The organism is Pseudomonas sp. S3_B11, assembly GCF_054667715.1.
On sequence record NZ_CP162749.1, the window covers coordinates 4,784,058 to 4,803,137 of the forward strand.

Annotated in this window: 22 protein-coding genes and 1 tRNA gene; 3 read left to right on the forward strand and 20 right to left on the reverse strand. The window is 60.6% G+C overall.

All coding sequences use genetic code 11. The annotated features are described in order from the left end of the window. Positions 1-3: 3 nt before the first annotated feature. From AB4O22_RS21605 to trmJ, 14 genes are all read right to left on the reverse strand, one after another. Complete coding sequence (locus AB4O22_RS21605) at positions 4-1,026, reverse strand: RodZ domain-containing protein (protein WP_460097110.1); 1,023 nt, start codon at positions 1,024-1,026, stop codon at positions 4-6. Continuing rightward, on the reverse strand, positions 1,026-1,784 hold the full coding sequence (gene pilW, locus AB4O22_RS21610; protein ID WP_063322851.1) for a type IV pilus biogenesis/stability protein PilW: 759 nt from the start codon (positions 1,782-1,784) through the stop codon (positions 1,026-1,028). The genes AB4O22_RS21605 and pilW overlap by 1 nt, the downstream gene beginning before the upstream one ends. 12 nt (positions 1,785-1,796) lie before the next feature. Then, positions 1,797-2,945: a dual-specificity RNA methyltransferase RlmN gene (gene rlmN / locus AB4O22_RS21615; RefSeq protein WP_003198007.1), complete on the reverse strand. Its 1,149-nt coding sequence runs from the start codon at positions 2,943-2,945 to the stop codon at positions 1,797-1,799. Positions 2,946-2,973: 28 nt separating this feature from the next. Continuing rightward, a complete protein-coding gene (gene ndk, locus AB4O22_RS21620; RefSeq protein WP_003185145.1) occupies positions 2,974-3,399 on the reverse strand; it encodes a nucleoside-diphosphate kinase in 426 nt (141 codons plus the stop codon). Between the two features lie 88 nt (positions 3,400-3,487). Then, positions 3,488-3,688, reverse strand: a complete 201-nt coding sequence (iscX, locus tag AB4O22_RS21625; RefSeq protein WP_003198004.1) for a Fe-S cluster assembly protein IscX — start codon at positions 3,686-3,688, stop codon at positions 3,488-3,490. Positions 3,689-3,701: 13 nt separating this feature from the next. Beyond that, on the reverse strand, positions 3,702-4,043 hold the full coding sequence (gene fdx, locus AB4O22_RS21630) for an ISC system 2Fe-2S type ferredoxin (protein ID WP_003198002.1): 342 nt from the start codon (positions 4,041-4,043) through the stop codon (positions 3,702-3,704). A 3-nt stretch (positions 4,044-4,046) separates the two neighbouring features. Beyond that, positions 4,047-5,909, reverse strand: a complete 1,863-nt coding sequence (gene hscA, locus AB4O22_RS21635) for a Fe-S protein assembly chaperone HscA (protein WP_013692321.1) — start codon at positions 5,907-5,909, stop codon at positions 4,047-4,049. Between the two features lie 50 nt (positions 5,910-5,959). Continuing rightward, positions 5,960-6,481, reverse strand: a complete 522-nt coding sequence (gene hscB, locus AB4O22_RS21640; RefSeq protein ID WP_003197997.1) for a co-chaperone HscB — start codon at positions 6,479-6,481, stop codon at positions 5,960-5,962. 8 nt (positions 6,482-6,489) lie between these two features. Then, positions 6,490-6,813 (reverse strand): iron-sulfur cluster assembly protein IscA, encoded by a 324-nt coding sequence (gene iscA, locus AB4O22_RS21645; RefSeq protein WP_003185155.1) that lies wholly within the window; start codon positions 6,811-6,813, stop codon positions 6,490-6,492. 25 nt (positions 6,814-6,838) lie between these two features. After that, positions 6,839-7,225 (reverse strand): Fe-S cluster assembly scaffold IscU, encoded by a 387-nt coding sequence (gene iscU, locus AB4O22_RS21650; protein ID WP_003185157.1) that lies wholly within the window; start codon positions 7,223-7,225, stop codon positions 6,839-6,841. A 43-nt stretch (positions 7,226-7,268) separates the two neighbouring features. Next, on the reverse strand, positions 7,269-8,483 hold the full coding sequence (locus AB4O22_RS21655; protein ID WP_003197994.1) for an IscS subfamily cysteine desulfurase: 1,215 nt from the start codon (positions 8,481-8,483) through the stop codon (positions 7,269-7,271). A gap of 50 nt (positions 8,484-8,533) precedes the next feature. Next, positions 8,534-9,025, reverse strand: coding sequence for a Fe-S cluster assembly transcriptional regulator IscR (gene iscR / locus AB4O22_RS21660; protein ID WP_003185160.1), 492 nt, complete (start codon positions 9,023-9,025; stop codon positions 8,534-8,536). Positions 9,026-9,292: 267 nt separating this feature from the next. Beyond that, complete coding sequence (gene cysE, locus AB4O22_RS21665) at positions 9,293-10,069, reverse strand: serine O-acetyltransferase (protein ID WP_003197992.1); 777 nt, start codon at positions 10,067-10,069, stop codon at positions 9,293-9,295. A gap of 1 nt (position 10,070) precedes the next feature. After that, on the reverse strand, positions 10,071-10,841 hold the full coding sequence (gene trmJ / locus AB4O22_RS21670) for a tRNA (cytosine(32)/uridine(32)-2'-O)-methyltransferase TrmJ (RefSeq protein ID WP_003197989.1): 771 nt from the start codon (positions 10,839-10,841) through the stop codon (positions 10,071-10,073). 144 nt (positions 10,842-10,985) lie between these two features. Between trmJ and suhB the strand changes: the two genes are divergently transcribed. Next, a complete protein-coding gene (gene suhB, locus AB4O22_RS21675; protein WP_003185165.1) occupies positions 10,986-11,804 on the forward strand; it encodes a type III secretion system regulator SuhB in 819 nt (272 codons plus the stop codon). Positions 11,805-12,116: 312 nt separating this feature from the next. On the opposite strand, the gene AB4O22_RS21680 is transcribed toward suhB, so the two are convergent. The 6 genes from AB4O22_RS21680 to queA all read right to left on the reverse strand — a co-directional run bounded on the left by AB4O22_RS21680 (position 12,117) and on the right by queA (position 18,200). Beyond that, positions 12,117-12,665 carry a glycine zipper 2TM domain-containing protein gene (locus tag AB4O22_RS21680; RefSeq protein WP_460097113.1) on the reverse strand — a complete coding sequence of 183 codons (549 nt, stop codon included), beginning with the start codon at positions 12,663-12,665 and terminating at the stop codon, positions 12,117-12,119. Positions 12,666-12,782: 117 nt separating this feature from the next. Beyond that, the gene (gene secF / locus AB4O22_RS21685; RefSeq protein WP_003197985.1) at positions 12,783-13,697 is read right to left on the reverse strand and encodes a protein translocase subunit SecF; all 915 of its coding nucleotides are present in this window, start codon (positions 13,695-13,697) and stop codon (positions 12,783-12,785) included. Between the two features lie 9 nt (positions 13,698-13,706). Next, positions 13,707-15,575 (reverse strand): protein translocase subunit SecD, encoded by a 1,869-nt coding sequence (gene secD / locus AB4O22_RS21690; RefSeq protein WP_003197983.1) that lies wholly within the window; start codon positions 15,573-15,575, stop codon positions 13,707-13,709. A gap of 63 nt (positions 15,576-15,638) precedes the next feature. Next, positions 15,639-15,977 (reverse strand): preprotein translocase subunit YajC, encoded by a 339-nt coding sequence (yajC, locus tag AB4O22_RS21695; protein ID WP_003197982.1) that lies wholly within the window; start codon positions 15,975-15,977, stop codon positions 15,639-15,641. A 43-nt stretch (positions 15,978-16,020) separates the two neighbouring features. Then, positions 16,021-17,136 carry a tRNA guanosine(34) transglycosylase Tgt gene (tgt, locus tag AB4O22_RS21700; protein WP_180988349.1) on the reverse strand — a complete coding sequence of 372 codons (1,116 nt, stop codon included), beginning with the start codon at positions 17,134-17,136 and terminating at the stop codon, positions 16,021-16,023. 14 nt (positions 17,137-17,150) lie between these two features. Beyond that, the gene (gene queA, locus AB4O22_RS21705; RefSeq protein ID WP_460097116.1) at positions 17,151-18,200 is read right to left on the reverse strand and encodes a tRNA preQ1(34) S-adenosylmethionine ribosyltransferase-isomerase QueA; all 1,050 of its coding nucleotides are present in this window, start codon (positions 18,198-18,200) and stop codon (positions 17,151-17,153) included. A gap of 108 nt (positions 18,201-18,308) precedes the next feature. Here queA and AB4O22_RS21710 point away from each other — a divergent pair. Further along, positions 18,309-18,393: transfer RNA gene (locus AB4O22_RS21710), tRNA-Leu, on the forward strand. Between the two features lie 350 nt (positions 18,394-18,743). Next, a complete protein-coding gene (locus AB4O22_RS21715; protein WP_013692318.1) occupies positions 18,744-19,073 on the forward strand; it encodes a hypothetical protein in 330 nt (109 codons plus the stop codon). Positions 19,074-19,080: the final 7 nt, after the last annotated feature.

Sequence of the window (19,080 nt, forward strand, 5' to 3'; positions counted from 1 at the left end):
GACTTATTGACCCAACTTCAGGCGAGCGGTCTCGCCACTGGTGAACGGAGCGATGTCGACCGGCTGGCCGTTGTAGCTGACCTGCGCGCCACGGGCATAACCCAGGCGTACGGCAAAGGGTGGCTTGCCGTTGATGGCGGTGCTGTCGCCCTTGCGCTTGAGGCCACTGAACAACACCTTGCCGTTGCCATCGGTGATCTGCGTCCAGCAGTCGGCGACAAACTGAATCTGTACCTGGCCTTCACCTGCCGCTGGAGCCGGGGTCGGGGCCGCCGGAGCTGCCGGAACAACTGGCGCGGCTGGAGCCGCGTGGGTCGCAGGCGCAGCCGCGGTTGGCGCTGGCGTGCTCGGTGCGGCAGGGGCGGTGGCAATCGGTGCAGTCGGCGCTGTTGGTGCAGCTGGCACAGGGGCTGGAACAGCCGGCTCGGCACCCGCTTCGGCATCGGCGGCGTCCTGGCCCTGTGGCAACGCCAGGGCGGTTTCGCCTTCGGCCTGGCCTTCGACGACAGCCTGGTCTTCCGGCTCGTCCAGCGGATGGATCTGGGTGGTGCCGTCGGCGCCTTCGACCTCAACGTGCTCAGGGTTCATGGCGACCGGCTCCTTGTTGCGCAAGGAAGCCTGATCCTGCCACCAGACAAAACCGCCACCAATCACCGCGATCAGCAGCAACAGGCTGACGATTCGCAAAATGGTGTGGGAAACGCGAACCGGCTCCTCGATGCGACCCAGGCTGTGCACGTTGCTGCCCTGGGCATCGGAACCGGTGTATTGATCGAATTGCTGGACCAGCACGGTCTGGTCCATGCCGAGCAACTTGGCATAGGCGCGGATATAGCCGCGGGCGAAGGTATGCCCAGGCAGCTTGTCGAACGCGCCCGCTTCCAGATTGCCCAAGGAGGCCACGGTGAGATTGAGCTTGAGGGCCACTTCGGCCAGCGACCAACCATTGCTTTCGCGGGCTTGACGCAGGGTCTCACCAGGATTTACGCGAGTCGCTGCTACAACTTCGGGATGCGCCGCTTTCATCATTGCTCCGACAGGTATTGCTGATATTCCGGCGTACCGGGATAGAGTCTTTTGAGTTGCAGGCCGTAACTTGCAGCCTTGTCGCGATCTTCAAACACATGTGCCAGCCGAACGCCGAGCAATAGACTACGTGCATTTTGCTCGCTCAGCAGGCTAAAACGCTCGTAGTAGTCACGCGCGGGCACATAATGCCTGTCTTCGTAGGACAACTCAGCCATTTCCAGCAGCGCCCGCGGTTGCTGGCGGTTGAGCCGCAGCGCCTTTTCCAGCTGCTGGCGGGCCAGGTCACGCTGGCCCAGCTGCGCGGCCGTCATGCCGAGGTTTTCGAAAACCCGCGAACGCTCAGGGTAAAGGGTGTCGGCGGCAGCCTGCTCGAAGCGCTCGTAGGCGTCCTTGTAGCGTTTCTGCTCGAAAAGAAAGCTGCCGTAGTTGTTCAGGATCCGGGCGTCTTGCGGGCGGGCAGACAGCGCCTTGCGAAAATGCTGGTCGGCCAGCTCCGGCTCCATCTCGGCCTGGAACACCAGCGCCAGGGCCGCGTTGGCGTCCGGGTCGGAATCGTCCAGCTCCAGGGCTTTCTTGAGCGGCACCTTGGCCCGTTCGGTCATGCCCTGCTGCAGGTAGCCAATGCCCAGTTGCACGTAGGCCACACGCGCCTCGTCGCGCCCTTTGCTGGTCCTCATCGGGTTGTAGTCACCCGACAGGACACAACCGGAACAAAGGCCGGCCAACAGCAAAACGAGCGCGAAGCGCAGGGACATAGAGTTCCTCTCTTAGTGACTGTTCGCAGCGTTTTGCACCGCATCGTCCGCGGCGTTCAACTCACGCACGGCAATGTAGCGTTCGCTGCGACGGGTGCGATCCAGCACCTGTCCTACCAATTGGCCACAGGCGGCGTCGATGTCTTCGCCGCGGGTGGTGCGCACGGTGACGTTGAAGCCAGCGTGGTGAAGCTGATCCTGGAAGCGACGAATCGCGTTGTTGCTCGGACGCTCGTAACCGGAATGCGGGAACGGGTTGAACGGAATCAGGTTGATCTTGCACGGGATGTTCTTGAGCAGCTCGATCATCTCGACCGCGTGTTCGACCTTGTCGTTCACATCCTTGAGCAGTGTGTACTCGATGGTCAGCACGCGCTTTTCGCCCAGGGACGACATGTAGCGCTGGCACGACTCGAGCAGCATCTTAAGCGGATATTTCTTGTTGATCGGCACCAATTGATTACGCAATGCGTCATTGGGTGCGTGCAGCGACAACGCCAGGGAGACGTCGATGTGCTTGGCCAGCTCATCGATCATCGGCACCACGCCGGAAGTGGACAGGGTCACGCGGCGCTTGGAGATGCCGTAGCCCAGGTCGTCCATCATCAGGTGCATGGCGGAAACGACGTTGTCGAAGTTCAGCAGCGGCTCACCCATGCCCATCATCACCACGTTGGTGATGGCACGGTCGACGGTCGCCGGGACGCTGCCAAAGGATTTGTTGGCAATCCACACCTGGCCGATCACTTCGGCGGCGGTGAGGTTGCTATTGAAGCCTTGCTTGCCGGTGGAGCAGAAACTGCAGTCCAGGGCACAGCCTGCCTGGGACGAAACGCACAAGGTGCCGCGTTTGCCCTGGGGAATGTAGACGGTCTCGACGCAGCTGCCGGACGCCACGCGCACCACCCACTTGCGGGTGCCGTCGCTGGAAATGTCCTGGCTGACCACTTCGGGGCCGCGAATCTCGGCAACAGCCTTGAGCTTTTCGCGCAGGGCCTTGCCGACATTCGTCATGGCGTCGAAGTCGTCGACGCCAAAGTGGTGAATCCATTTCATCACCTGACCGGCACGGAAACGCTTCTCCCCGATCGAGTCGAAGAATTTCTCCATTTCCGGCTGGGTCAGCCCCAGCAGATTGGTTTTAACAGTCGATGTAGTCATGGATTCACCTTCACTCTCAAGCCAATGCTTAGCGAGCGGTTACTTCAGTAGCAGCGAAAAAGTAAGCGATTTCGCGAGCAGCAGCGGCTTCGGAGTCCGAACCGTGAACGGCGTTGGCGTCGATGGACTCGGCGAAGTCAGCACGGATGGTGCCGGCAGCAGCTTCTTTAGGGTTGGTAGCGCCCATCAACTCACGGTTGCGAGCGATAGCGTTTTCGCCTTCCAGCACCTGAACGACAACCGGACCGGAAGTCATGAAAGCAACCAGCTCACCGAAGAAACCGCGCTCGCTGTGCTCAGCGTAGAAGCCTTCGGCTTCGGCTTTGGACAGCTGCTTCATTTTCGAAGCTACAACGCGCAGGCCAGCGTCTTCGAAGCGGGTAACGATCTTGCCGATCACGTTTTTAGCAACGGCGTCAGGCTTGATGATGGAGAAAGTACGTTGAACAGCCATGGTGTAACTCCAGAAACGGTAATTTGCGAAAAATTAAACCCGCGAATTATACGCGGGTTCAGGGGTATTGCCTAACCTGCCAGGTCGATCAGTCGATTTCTTCGATCCAGAGCGCCTGGACCGCTTCCAAGACCTTCTCGCCACAACGGCCAGAGGTGCTGTCGAAACCGGGAAGCTCCATGATCCAGTGCTGCAGATCGACGAAATTGACCTTCAGCGGATCCACGTCCGGCTTGGCTTCGGCCAGTTCTTCTGCGATGCGTTGTACATCATTCCAACCATAGCTCATGACAGTGTCACCATCAGTGCGGCGCTTCGGCCGCATGGTTAAGCGAATATTTCGGGATTTCGACCACCAGGTCTTCGGTACCGACCTTGGCCTGACAGGTCAGGCGCGACGTCGGTTCCAGGCCCCAGGCCCTATCAAGGTAGTCTTCTTCCAGCTCATCAGCCTCATTCAGCGAGTCGAAACCTTCGCGAATGATGCAATGGCACGTGGTGCAGGCACAGACACCGCCGCAGGCGCTCTCGATCTCGATGTGGTTGTCGTGGGCCACTTCAAGAATGGACTTGCCGGTTTCGGCCTCTACCACCATACCGTCCGGGCAATGCTCGGCGTGTGGCAGAAAAATGATCTGCGGCATCAGTTATTCCTCGATTTCATTCAGGTTGCGCCCCGCCAGGGCGGCTTTCACCGTCGAGTCCAGGCGGCGGGCAGCAAAGGCGTCGGTGACGTGCGACAGACGCTTGGTCTGCTGCTCGATGGCATAGCCATCGGTGCCTTTGATCAATTCGGACAATTCCTGCATCTGCAGCTCGATGACCATGCGCTCTTCGGCATCCAACAAACGGTCGCCGTCAGCCTCAAGGGCACCTTGCACGGCTTCGATCAGGCGCTGGGCGTCGACCTGCTGCTCGCGCAGCACACGGGCGACTTTGTCGTCGCTGGCATGCTGGAAGGAATCCTTGAGCATCTTGGCGATTTCGCCGTCGGTCAGGCCATAGGACGGCTTGACCTGGATGCTCGCCTCCACGCCCGAACCCAGTTCGCGGGCGGAGACATTGAGCAAGCCGTCGGCATCGACCTGGAAGGTCACGCGGATCTTCGCCGCACCCGCCACCATCGGTGGGATGCCACGCAATTCGAAGCGAGCCAGGGAGCGGCAGTCGCTGATCAGCTCACGCTCGCCTTGCAGCACGTGGACCATCATGGCCGACTGGCCGTCTTTATAGGTGGTGAAGTCCTGGGCGCGGGCAACGGGGATGGTGGTGTTACGCGGAATCACCTTCTCCATCAGGCCACCCATGGTCTCCAGGCCCAGGGACAACGGAATCACGTCGAGCAGCAGCAGTTCGCCGCCATCGCGCTTGTTGCCGGCCAGGGTATCGGCCTGGATCGCGGCGCCGATGGCAACCACCTGGTCCGGGTCGATTTCAGTCAGCGGCTGGCGGCCAAAGGCCTCGGCCACGGCTTCGCGAACTCGAGGCACGCGGGTCGAACCACCGACCATGACCACGGCCTTGACGTCTTCGAGCTCTACGCCGGAATCGCGCACGGCACGGCGGCAGGCCTTGAGGCTGCGGGCGACCATGGGTTCGATCAGGGCATCGAAGGCTTCGCGGGTCAGCGCGGCTTTCCAGTCGCCATAAGCGACTTCAACCGTGGCGGCGTCGGTCAAGGCTTCCTTGGCGGCGCAGGCGGTTTGCAGCAGATGGCGTTGCGCACCCGGGTCGAGGTCAGCGGACAAACCGGCTTGCTCGATGATCCAGCCGGCGATGGCGTGGTCGAAGTCATCGCCGCCCAGGGCGCTGTCGCCGCCGGTGGCCAGGACTTCGAAGACACCGCCAGTCAGGCGCAGGATCGAAATATCGAAAGTACCGCCACCCAAGTCGTAGATGGCGACCAGGCCTTCGGCATGCCGGTCCAGGCCATACGCCACCGCAGCGGCCGTCGGCTCGTTGAGCAGGCGCAGCACGTTCAGGCCGGCAAGCTTGGCGGCATCCTTGGTGGCTTGGCGCTGGGCATCGTCGAAATAAGCCGGGACGGTAATGACCGCGCCCACCAATTCACCGCCCAGTGCCGCTTCGGCGCGCTGGCGCAGGACCTTGAGGATGTCGGCGGAAACCTCTACCGGGCTTTTCGGGCCCTGTACGGTTTCGATGAACGGCATGTGGGATTCACCGCCGACGAAGCGGTACGGCAGTTGGTCGCCCAGTTGCTTGACGTCGGACAGACCACGGCCCATCAAGCGTTTGACCGAGACGATGGTGTTCAACGGATCGGTGGCGGCGGCCAGCTTGGCCGACTCGCCCACTTCGACGTGATCGGCGTGATAGCGCACGGCGGACGGCAGGATCACCTGCCCCTGCTCATCGGCCAGCGGTTCGGAAAGACCGCTGCGCAAGGCAGCGACCAGGGAATTGGTGGTACCCAAGTCGATCCCGACAGCCAGGCGACGCTGGTGCGGTTGTGGACTTTGGCCGGGTTCGGCGATCTGCAGTAGGGCCATCGTAATCAGGACTTATCTGTAATCAGGCGTGCGACCGGAGCGGCACTGGGTTAATCGTCGAGGCGCTCTTCGAGCTGGCGCACTTCGTAGGTGAGCTTGTCGAGGAACTGCATGCGCCGCATCAGGCGTTCGGCCTGTTCGCGCTGCGCGGCATCGTTCCAGCAGGCTGCGAAGCTTTCGTTCAATGTGTGCTGGGCGTCTTTCAAGCGGCGCTTGAATACCGCGACACCGGCCAGGTCGGCGCTGTCCTGCAGGTCTTCGAGCTCTTCGCGCCATTGCATCTGCTGCAAAAGAAACTCGGGATCGTGGACCGTGACCTCCAGCGGCAACTCATGGCCGCTGATGGCGAGCAGGTAACGCGCGCGCTTGGCTGGACTCTTGAGTGTCTGGTACGCCTCGTTGAGGTTCGCAGACTGCTCAAGCGCCCGGCGCTGCTCGGCTTCGGAGGCGTCAGCAAAGCGGTCCGGGTGGACACCACGGGCCAATTCCAGATAACGCGCGGACAACTGGTCGAGATCCAGCTGGAACGCAGGCTGCATCTGGAACAACGCAAAATGACAAGGAGTACCCACAAGCTGCCTCAGATGTTGAAGCTTTCGCCGCAGCCACATTCACCGCGCACGTTGGGGTTGTTGAACTTGAAGCCTTCGTTCAACCCTTCCTTGACGAAATCCAGTTCGGTGCCGTCCAGGTACGTCAGGCTTTTCGGGTCGATGATCACTTTCTGACCATGACTCTCGAACACCTGATCGTCTTCGCCCACTTCGTCGACGAATTCCAGTACATAGGCGAGGCCAGAACAGCCCGTGGTGCGAACACCCAGGCGGATACCCTCGCCCTTGCCGCGCCCCGCAAGTGAGCGCTGGATATGGTTAGCTGCCGCTTCTGTCATCTGGATAGCCATGGAAAACTCCTTACCGTAACGCGGATCAGATCAAGCCTTTCTTCTGCTTGTAATCGCGAACGGCGGCCTTGATGGCGTCTTCGGCGAGTACCGAGCAGTGGATCTTCACTGGCGGCAGGGCCAGTTCTTCGGCCAGCTGGGTGTTCTTGATGGTTTCGGCTTCATCAAGGGTCTTGCCCTTCATCCACTCGGTGGCCAGGGAGCTGGACGCGATCGCGGAACCGCAGCCGTAGGTCTTGAACTTGGCATCTTCGATGATGCCTTGCTCGTTGACCTTGATCTGCAGGCGCATGACGTCGCCGCACGCTGGGGCGCCGACCATGCCGGTGCCGACATCAGGATCCTGCGCGTCCATCTTGCCGACGTTGCGCGGGTTCTCGTAGTGGTCGATGACCTTTTCGCTATATGCCATTTGCTTTAATCCTCATCAGTGAGTCGCTCTGGTGGCGACTTCTTCAGTGCGCCGCCCACTCGATTTTCGAAATGTCGACGCCGTCTTTGTACATGTCCCACAGCGGCGACAGAGCGCGCAGCTTGGTAACGGCCTCGCAGACTTTCTGCGCGGCGTAATCGATTTCTTCTTCGGTGGTGAAGCGGCCGAAGGTGAAGCGGATCGAGCTGTGGGCCAGTTCGTCGTTGCGGCCCAGGGCGCGCAGTACGTACGAAGGCTCGAGCGATGCCGAGGTGCAGGCCGAACCGGACGACACGGCCAGATCCTTGAGCGCCATGATCAGCGACTCGCCTTCAACATAGTTGAAGCTCAGGTTCAGGTTGTGCGGTACGCGGGCGGTCATGCTGCCGTTGACGTAGAGTTCTTCGAGGTCCTCGACCTGCTTGAAGAAGCGGTCGCTCAGGGCCTTGATGCGCACGTTCTCGGCAGCCATGTCTTCCTTGGCTACACGGAAGGCTTCGCCCATGCCGACGATCTGGTGGGTCGCCAGGGTGCCGGAACGCATGCCACGCTCGTGACCGCCGCCGTGCATGGTCGCTTCGAGGCGAACACGCGGCTTGCGGCTGACGTACAGCGCGCCAATGCCTTTAGGGCCGTAGGTCTTGTGGGCCGAGAACGACATCAGGTCGACTTTCAGCTTGGACAGGTCGATGTCGACCTTGCCGGTGGACTGGGCCGCGTCGACGTGGAACAGGATGCCCTTGGAACGGGTCAGCTCGCCGATGGCCGCGATGTCGTTGACGGTGCCGATTTCGTTGTTCACGTGCATGATCGAAACCAGGATGGTGTCGTCGCGCAGGGCGGCTTCGACCATGGCTGGAGTGATGATGCCGTCTTCACCTGGCTCGATGTAGGTGACTTCGAAGCCTTCACGCTCCAGTTGGCGCATGGTGTCCAGGACAGCCTTGTGCTCGATCTTGGAGGTGATCAGGTGCTTGCCCTTGGTGTGATAGAAATGCGCGACGCCCTTGATTGCCAGGTTGTCGGATTCAGTGGCACCGGAGGTCCAGACGATTTCACGCGGGTCGGCGTTGACCAGGTCAGCGACCTGGCGACGGGCGTTTTCGACCGACTCTTCGGCCTTCCAGCCGAACACGTGGGAACGGGACGCCGGGTTACCGAAGTTTCCGTCGACCAGCAGGCATTCACTCATTTTTTGCGCAACACGCGGGTCAACCGGGGTGGTCGCTGAGTAATCAAGGTAAATCGGCAATTTCATGGACTCTCTCCTAAATCAGGCTGGCTGGCGTTCCGCGTGCTCTGCGGCAGTCATTCGACGGCGGACGCTTCAATCTTGTCCAGGTGCGGCGCCTTGCTATTGCAACGACGCTGGTCCTGACGCTGGGCTACTTCTTGCACCTCACGACGAGTTACAAGGTCAGCCAAGCTGATACCGCTTAGAAATTCGTGAATCTGCAGGCTGAGATCGCACCACAAGTGGTGGGTCAGGCAAGTATCGCCGCCATGGCAGTCGCCAAGGCCCTGGCATTTGGTCGCATCGACCGATTCGTTCACCGCATCGATCACCTGGGCGACCTGGATGCCCTGCATGTCGCGCGACAGCTGGTAGCCGCCGCCGGGGCCGCGAACGCTGGAAACCAGGTTGCTACGGCGCAGCTTGGCGAACAGCTGTTCAAGATAAGACAGGGAAATGCCCTGGCGCTCGGAGATATCGGCCAGGGACACCGGCCCGTGCTGCGCATGCAATGCCAGATCCAGCATTGCGGTCACGGCGTATCGGCCTTTTGTAGTCAGTCGCATGGACAATTACCACGGAGTTCGGAATGGGGGCGAGTATGCAATTCCCGAGTATTTAAGTCAAGTATAAGACCTAGTGCTTTACTCAGGTTTACCCGCGAAAGAGCGCGCGCATCATAGCAAAGGCTGGCCGGCGGCGACCAGTGATACCGCGTTATCGTTTATCGCGAGCAAGCTCGCTCCCACATGGGATCTGCGGCGTACACGAATTGTGCATCCACCAAAGCCCCCTGTGGGAGCGAGCTTGCTCGCGATGAGGCCAGTAGGGTTTCAGCTGGCCTGGGTCTCATCCTTGTCCTTCACACACGCAAAATCTTCCTCGCGCAGTTCAGGCAGGTCCTTGGCACAGTAATTACTGCCCAGGTCCTTCAGGGCGCCGCACATCCCCTCCAGGCGCCCATCGACGGCCTGCAGGTGATCGAGCAACTGGTTGATGGCGCGGGCGACCGGGTCGGGCATGTCTTCGCCGACACCGTAGGCGTCGAAACCGATCTTCTCGGCCATGGCCTTGCGGCGGGCGTCCTGCTCGTCATCGGACTTGACGATGATCCGCCCAGGGATGCCCACCACGGTCGCGCCAGGCGGCACGGCCTTGGTGACCACGGCATTGGAGCCGACTTTCGCCCCCGCCCCAACCGTGAACGGCCCGAGCACCTTGGCGCCGGCACCCACTACCACGCCGTCTTCCAGGGTCGGGTGGCGTTTGCCTTTGTTCCAGCTGGTGCCGCCGAGTGTCACGCCCTGGTACAGCGTCACGTCGTCGCCGATCTCGGCGGTTTCGCCGATGACGATGCCCATGCCGTGGTCGATGAAGAACCGGCGACCGACCTTGGCGCCCGGGTGGATCTCGATCCCGGTCAGCCAGCGGCCGAAGTTCGAGACCAGCCGCGCCAGCCACTTCCAGCCCATGTTCCACAAGGCGCCGGACAGGCGGTGGATCCAGATCGCGTGCATCCCCGGGTAGCAGGTCAGCACTTCAAAGGCATTGCGCGCCGCCGGGTCACGATGGAAAACACTTTGGATATCTTCACGCAAACGTTCGAACATTTTATTTCTTCCGCTTAATCAGCTCGCCACGGGCCGCTTTCTGGGTTTCCGTGAGGATGCCGCGCAATATATTCATCTCCGCCCGGCTGACCGAGCTTCGTCCGTACAACCGACGCAGGCGCGCCATCAAGTGTCGCGGCTTTTCCGGGTCGAGGAACTCGATGTCCACCAGGGTCTGTTCCAGGTGTTCATAGAACCGTTCCAGTTCGTCCATGGTCGCCAGTGTCTCACTGCGCGGCGACGTGACCTCGGTTTTTTCGATTTTGCTGGGCTTGCCTTCGGCTGCCAGCCAAGCCATGCGCACTTCATAGCTCAACACCTGCACCGCCGCCCCCAGGTTCAAGGAACTGAACTCGGGGTCGGAAGGGATATGCACGTGAAAGTGACATCGCTGCAGCTCGTCGTTGGTCAGGCCGGAGTCTTCACGGCCGAACACCAGGGCAATCTCAAAGCCTTGCGCGGCTTCCTCGACCACTTTGGTGCCGCATTCGCGGGGGTCGAGCAGTGGCCAGGGGATACGCCGGTCGCGGGCGCTGGTGCCGAGCACCAGGTTGCATCCCACCAGGGCGTCTTCCAGAGTAGCGACGACCTGCGCGTTGGCGAGGATGTCACCAGCGCCAGAGGCCCGGGCGTCAGCTTCGTGATGGGGAAACAAGCGCGGTTCGACCAGCACCAGGCGCGACAGGCCCATGTTCTTCATGGCCCGCGCAGCTCCGCCGATGTTACCCGGATGGCTGGTATTGACCAGGACGACACGAATGTTCTGCAACAAGGGAGGCGCTCTCGAACACGATAAAGGGAGCAAATCTTACATAAGCACCTACCGTTAAGCTATGAAAGCGAACACCAACCTTCTCCTGAGAAAACTTTCTGATAGAATGCGCGGCTTTCTTTAACAACCTTAGGTGACACATCCATGCAGCCCATGCTGAATATCGCGCTGCGCGCCGCCCGCAGCGCCAGTGAACTGATCTTCCGCTCCATCGAGCGCCTGGATACCATCAAGGTCGATGAAAAAGACGCCAAGGACTACGTGTCCGAGGTTGATCGCGCCGCCGAGCAAAAGATCGTCGACGCCCTGCGCAAGGCTTACCCGAACCACTCCATCCTCGGTGAAGAGACCGGCATGCACGCCGGTACTGGCATCGAAGGCGAAGAGTACCTGTGGATCATCGATCCGCTGGACGGCACCACCAACTTCCTGCGCGGCATTCCTCACTTCGCTGTCAGCATCGCCTGCAAATACCGTGGTCGCCTGGAACACGCCGTCGTGCTGGACCCGGTTCGCCAGGAAGAATTCACCGCCAGCCGTGGCCGTGGCGCCCAACTGAACGGTCGTCGCCTGCGCGTCAGCGGCCGCACCAGCCTGGACGGCGCCCTGCTGGGTACCGGCTTCCCGTTCCGCGATGACCAGATGGACAACCTGGACAACTACCTGGGCATGTTCCGCGCCCTGGTCGGCCAGACCGCCGGCATCCGCCGCGCCGGCGCTGCGAGCCTGGACCTGGCTTATGTGGCCGCTGGCCGTTTCGATGCGTTCTGGGAATCGGGCCTGTCCGAATGGGACATGGCTGCTGGCGCCCTGCTGATCCAGGAAGCCGGTGGTTTGGTGAGCGACTTCACCGGCGGCCACGACTTCCTTGAAAAAGGCCACATCGTTGCCGGCAACACCAAATGCTTCAAGGCTGTGCTCACCGCCATCCAGCCGCACCTGCCGGCTTCGCTGAAGCGCTAAGCAACCGGCTACAAAAAAGCACCCTTCGGGGTGCTTTTTTTATGCCTGCCTCATACGCCGATCGTTCCTCACGCTCCGCGTGGGAATGCCGCCAGGGACGCTCCGCGTTCCGCTTCTGGAAGGTGACGCAGAGCGTCACGGGATGCATGCCCACGCAGAGCGTGGGAACGATCGGTTACAACATCAGACATCCACGCAAGCTTAACCACCGCTATCGCGAGCAAGCTCGCTCCCACAGGGGGTTTGAGGTGGAGTAGTAAATGCGGGCGAAAAAAAAGCACCCCGAAGGGTGCTTCTTTCATAGCGGTTGGATCACTGAGCCGGTTCGTTCTGGCCCAGGATCAGTTGGCCTTCCTTGTTCACCGGGATCTGGTTGCCCGGGTCGCGGTCCATGCGGACTTTGCCTTCTTTGCCGTCGAGCATGTAGCGAACGTCGTAGCCTACAACCTTGTCGCTGATGTCATTGACCGTGTTGCAGCGAGTCTGGGTGGTGGTGTAGGTGTCGCGCTCCTGCATGCCTTCCTGAATCTTGTTACCGGCATAACCACCACCGGCCGCACCCGCCACGGTGGCGATCTTCTTACCGGTGCCGCCGCCGATCTGGTTGCCCAGCAGGCCACCGGCTACGGCGCCCAGGACGGTACCGGCGATCTGGTGCTGGTCCTGGACTGGCTTCTGCCGAGTCACGGTGACGTCCTTGCACACTTCACGCGGGGTCTTGATTTGGGTATTGACCGGCTCCACGGCCAATACTTGCGCATACTCAGGGCCACTTTTTACCAAGCTGTAGGTGGCGACCGCACCACCGGCTGTTACACCGACAGCACCCAATACCGCACCAACCAGCATCGATTTGTTCACTTGAACCTCCTGACCATCACAAGCGGATTAATCCGCGCTTCTCCCAGCCTTGGAGCACAAAAAAAGGCGCGAGTTCAACTCGCGCCTTTTCAGTGGTGACGGATGGAAACCGGAGCCTTACGGGCGGTCGTCCACTTCCGTTTCAGCAGCAGCCGGAGGAATCAGGTCCTCGGTGCTCAGGTTCAGCCAGATCAGCACCACGTTGGCGATGTAGATCGACGAGTAAGTACCCGCCAACACGCCGATGAACAGCGCGATGGAGAAACCGAACAAGTTGTCGCCACCAAAGAACAACAGCGCAGCAATCGCCAGCAAGGTGGAGATCGACGTCGCCATGGTCCGCAGCAGGGTCTGGGTGGTCGAGATGTTGATGTTCTCGATCAGCGAGGCCTTGCGCAGCACACGGAAGTTCTCACGCACCCGGTCGAACACCACGATGGTGTCGTTGAGCGAGTAACCGATGATCGCCAGCACCGCCGCCAGCACCGTCAGGTCGAAGGTGATCTGGAAGAACGACAGGATGCCCACGGTCACGATCACGTCGTGGATCAGCGAGACAATCGCGCCTACCGCGAACTTCCACTGAAAGCGGAAGGCCAGGTAGAGCAGGATGCCGCCCAGGGCCATGAGCATGCCGAGGCCGCCCTGGTCGCGCAGCTCTTCACCCACTTGCGGGCCAACGAACTCGACACGCTTGACCTGGGCCGGGTTGTCACCGCCGGCCTTCTGCAAGGCTTCAGCCACCTGGTGACCCAACTGCGGGTCTGCACCCGGCATACGCACCAGCAGGTCGGTGGTCGCACCAAAGCTCTGCACGATGGCATCGCTGTAGCCCGAGGTCACCAACTGCTCACGTACCTTGGTGACGTCGGCCGGACGCTCGTAGGTCAGCTCGATGAGCGTACCGCCGGTGAAGTCCAGGCCGTAGTTCAGGCCCTTGTGGAACCAGCTGAACAACGCCAGTACGGTAAGGAACAATGTGACGCCGAACGCAACGTTGCGAACGCCCATGAAGTTGATTGTACGTAACATGGCAGCCCCTTAAATCCACAACTTCTTGAAGTCACGACCGCCAAAGATCAGGTTGACCATTGCGCGGGTCACCATGATGGCTGTGAACATCGAGGTAAAGATCCCGAGGGACATGGTCACTGCGAAGCCCTTGACCGGGCCGGTGCCCATGGCGAAGAGAATCCCGCCGACCAGCAACGTGGTCAGGTTGGCGTCGAGAATCGCGGTGAATGCCCGGCCGAAGCCTTCGTTGATTGCCCGTTGAATCGTCATGCCCGCAGCGATCTCTTCACGTATCCGCGAGAAGATCAGCACGTTGGCGTCCACCGCCATACCCATGGTCAACACGATACCGGCGATACCCGGCAGGGTCAGCGTGGCCCCCAGCAGCGACATCAAGGCCAGCAGCATCACCATGTTCACTGCCAGCGCGACGGTGGCGATGATGCCGAAGAAGCGGTAGATGGCGATGATGAACAGCGACACGAACAGCATGCCCCACAGCGAAGCATCGATACCCTTGGTGATGTTGTCGGCACCCAGGCTCGGGCCAATGGTGCGCTCTTCAGCGAAGTACATTGGCGCGGCCAGACCACCGGCACGCAGCAGCAGGGCCAGTTCCGAGGATTCACCCTGGCCGTTCAGGCCGGTGATGCGGAACTGGCTGCCCAGTGGCGACTGGATGGTCGCCAGGCTGATGATCTTCTTCTCTTCCTTGAAGGTCTGCACCGCGACGTCTTTCTCGACGCCGTTGACCACTTGCTTGGTGTAAGTGGTGGTCGGCTTCTGCTCGATGAAGATCACCGCCATGCTGCGACCGACGTTGCTGCGCGTAGCGCGGCTCATCAGTTCGCCGCCATGGCCGTCGAGGCGAATGTTCACCTGTGGGCGACCCTGCTCGTCGAAGCCCGCCTTGGCGTCAGTCACCTGGTCACCGGTGATGATCAGGCCACGCTCGATCTGCGCCGCCGGACGGTTGCCCTCACGGAACTCGAAGCTCTCGGAAGTCGCCTTGGAAGCACCCGGCTCAGCGGCCAGACGGAATTCCAGGTTGGCGGTCTTGCCGAGGATACGCTTGGCTTCGGCAGTGTCCTGCACGCCTGGCAGCTCAACGACGATGCGGTTGGCGCCCTGGCGCTGCACGATCGGCTCGGCCACACCCAGCTCGTTGACGCGGTTACGCACCGTGGTCAAGTTCTGCTTGATGGAGTATTCGCGGATTTCCGCCAGCTTGGCCGGGGTCATCGCCAGACGCAGCACTGGCTGACCATTGAGGTCGGCCGGCACAACGTCGAAATCATTGAAGTTCTTGCGGATCAGGCTACGGGCCTGCTCGCGGGTATCGGTATCGCTGAAGCCCAACTGAATGGCACCGTCGAGTTGCGGCAGGCTGCGATAACGCACGCGCTCTTTACGCAGCAAGCTCTTGACGTCGCCTTCGTAGACTTTCAGTCGCGCGTCGAGGGCTTTTTCCATGTCCACTTCCAGCAGGAAGTGCACACCGCCGGACAAGTCCAGACCCAGCTTCATCGGATGCGCGCCGAGCTTGCGCAGCCATTGCGGGGTGGTCTGGGCCAGGTTCAGGGCCACAACGTAATCGTCGCCCAACGCCTTGCGCACCACGTCCTTGGCTGGCAGTTGGTCTTCGGCCTTGGCCAGACGCAACAGGCCGCCCTTGCCGTTTTCGGCGATGGACGCAGCCTTGACCTCGATATTGGACGCTTTGAGCGCAGCGCTCGCACGGTCCAGATCGGCCTGGGTGACCTGCAGCGCAGTGCTTGCGCCACTGACCTGAATGGCCGGGTCATCCGGGTATAGATTGGGAGCGGAATAAATCAGACCGACCGCCAGCACCGCCAGGATCAGTACATATTTCCACAGAGGGTATTTGTTCAGCATCACGCCGCCCGCTTATGACGCGGGGCGCCTTGCGCGCCCCGTCGATTGAATAGAAGTTGTTACTTAGATCGCTTTCAGCGTGCCCTTTGGCAGCGTGGCCGCGATAGCGCCCTTCTGGAACTTCATTTCAACAGTGTCGGACACTTCCAGAACCACGAAGTCATCAGCCACTTTGGTGATCTTGCCAGCGATACCGCCGGTGGTGACCACTTCATCGCCCTTCTGCAAGTTGCTCAGCAGGTTCTTCTGCTCTTTGGCGCGCTTGGCCTGTGGGCGCCAGATCATCAGGTAGAAGATGACCAGGAAGCCGACCAGGAAAATCCACTCGAAACCGCCGCCCATAGGGCCGGCAGCAGCAGGTGCAGCCGCGTCAGCCATGGCATTAGAGATAAAAAAGCTCATTTAGCACTCCAGTTGCAAGTATTGAATCTAGGGATCGGAAAACTCAGTCCAAGGGCGGTACAGGCAACCCGCGCTTGGCATAGAAGGCCTCGACAAAGGCGGCCAATGTACCCTGTTGAATAGCCTCGCGCAAACCAGCCATAAGCACCTGGTAATGGCGCAAATTGTGGATGGTATTGAGCATACTGCCGAGCATTTCGCCGCACTTGTCCAAATGATGCAGATAAGCGCGAGAGAAGTTCTGGCAGGTGTAGCAATCGCACGTCGGATCCAGCGGCGAATTATCATGGCGATGAAACGCGTTACGGATCTTCAGCACACCAGTGTCGATGAACAGATGCCCATTGCGGGCATTACGGGTTGGCATCACGCAATCGAACATGTCCACACCGCGGCGCACACCCTCAACCAGATCTTCCGGTTTGCCAACGCCCATAAGGTAACGAGGTTTGTCAGCGGGCATTTCACCCGGCAGGTAATCGAGCACCTTGATCATCTCTTGCTTGGGCTCGCCCACCGACAGGCCGCCAATCGCCAGGCCGTCGAAGCCGATCTTGTCCAGGCCTTCGAGCGAGCGCATGCGCAGGTCGCGGTGCATGCCGCCCTGGACGATGCCGAACAGCGCGGCGGTATTATCGCCATGGGCGTTCTTCGACCGCTGGGCCCAGCGCAACGACAGCTCCATGGACACCCGCGCCACGTCTTCATCGGCCGGGTACGGCGTGCATTCGTCGAAGATCATCACGATGTCCGAGCCCAGGTCGCGTTGCACCTGCATCGACTCTTCCGGCCCCATGAACACCTTGGAACCGTCCACCGGAGAAGCGAAGGTCACGCCCTCCTCCTTGATCTTGCGCATCGCGCCCAGGCTGAACACCTGGAAGCCGCCGGAGTCGGTCAGGATCGGGCCTTTCCACTGCATGAAATCGTGCAAGTCGCCGTGGGCCTTGATCACTTCCATGCCCGGGCGCAGCCACAGGTGGAAGGTGTTACCGAGGATGATCTCCGCGCCAATCGCCTCGATGTCACGCGGCAGCATGCCCTTGACCGTGCCGTAGGTGCCCACCGGCATGAACGCGGGGGTTTCCACGGTACCGCGGGGGAAGGTCAGACGACCGCGACGAGCCTTGCCATCGGTGGCGAGCAACTCGAAGGACATGCGACAGGTGCGACTCATACTGTTTCCTCGGGTCCGCGTGGCGCGGGGTTACGGGTGATGAACATCGCATCACCGTAGCTGAAAAAGCGGTATCCATGCTCGACGGCGGCCTTGTAGGCGGCCATGGCTTCGGGATAACCGGCGAACGCCGAAACCAGCATCAACAGCGTGGATTCAGGCAAATGAAAGTTGGTGACCAGGGCATCGACCACATGAAACGGCCGGCCCGGGTAGATAAAGATATCGGTGTCGCCACTGAACGGCTTGAGCACGCCATCGCGCGCGGCGCTTTCCAGGGAGCGCACGCTGGTGGTCCCCACCGCCACCACCCGCCCGCCGCGCGCGCGACAGGCCGCCACGGCATCGACCACTTCCTGGCTGACTTCCAGCCATTCGTTGTGCATGTGGTGGTCTTCGATACGCTCGACGCGCACCGGCTGGAACGTGCCAGCGCCGACGTGCAGCGTCACGAACGCCGTCTCCACGCCCTTGGACGCAATGGCCTCCAGCAACGGCTGATCAAAATGCAGCCCCGCCGTCGGCGCCGCCACCGCCCCCAGGCGCTCGGCGTACACGGTCTGATAACGCTCGCGGTCCGAACCTTCGTCCGGGCGGTCTATATAAGGAGGCAACGGCATGTGCCCGACACGGTCGAGCAGCGGCAACACCTCTTCGGCAAATTCCAGCTCGAACAACGCATCATGCCGCGCCACCATCCGCGCCTCACCGCCGCCGTCGATCAAGATCGACGAACCGGGCTTGGGCGACTTGCTCGACCGCACATGGGCCAGCACGCGGTGGCTGTCCAGCACCCGCTCCACCAGAATCTCCAGCTTGCCGCCGGAGGCTTTCTGGCCAAACAAACGCGCGGGAATGACACGGGTATTGTTGAACACCATCAAATCGCCCGGGCGCAAATGCTCAAGCAAATCAGTGAATTGACGGTGAGCCATGGCACCGCTGACCCCGTCCAGGGTCAACAGTCGACTGGCGCGACGCTCGGCCAGAGGGTGGCGAGCGATCAGCGAATCCGGGAGTTCGAAGGTAAAGTCAGCAACACGCATGATGGGGTTCGTCTAGCAGGGCCGGAAAGTCTAGCGGAAATATCAAAAATTCACCATGAAACGTGATTGACCAACGGTAGGCACCTCTCTATACTTCGCCGCCATTGAGCCCTGATGGCGGAATTGGTAGACGCGGCGGATTCAAAATCCGTTTTCGAAAGGAGTGGGAGTTCGAGTCTCCCTCGGGGCACCATCTTAAAGAAAGACCTTGAAATTCAAGGTCTTTTTTTTCGTCTGCCGGAAAGTGGTTTGGCCGGGGCCCAAGCAGATCCAAGCCAAACCCCGATCCGCTTTTGTGGCGAGGGGATTTATCCCCGCTGGGTCGCGAAGCGGCCCCAAATACCCAACCCCATGGTGAGGAAGAACCTGGGGACAAGGAAGAACCGGTGGTAGGAGAAGAACCTGTGGCGAGGGAGCTTGCTCCCGCTTGAGCGCGAAGCGCTCACAAAGCAGTCACCACCCTCACCGATACTCCGAGTTGCCACCGCCAAGGCATAAACCATCACCCCACCCTCCTCACCCAATCACCAAGGATTTCACCCCATGGAATTGCTGCTGGAAACGGTCGCTCTTTACTCCCTCAAGCTGGCTTATGAGACAGAGGGTCACAGCCCGATTCTGCGGGATGATCCGTTGATGGGGGGTTGTGATCGGGAGGTTTTTGGGTTGTTGGTGCGTAGGGAGGATATTCAAGGTATTCAGGCGAAAGTGCAGCGCTGCCTGGACTTGGCACTGGAGGCAATTGGGGGCAGGAATACGATTTTGGGGCGGGAACTGGGGCGGTTGGCGACTGAATTTGGCGCTACCCAGACGATGGAGGAGCTTCAGGGTCCGCTTCTCAAACTTAGGGATTACCTGAAAGATATCCAGTGAACCTGTG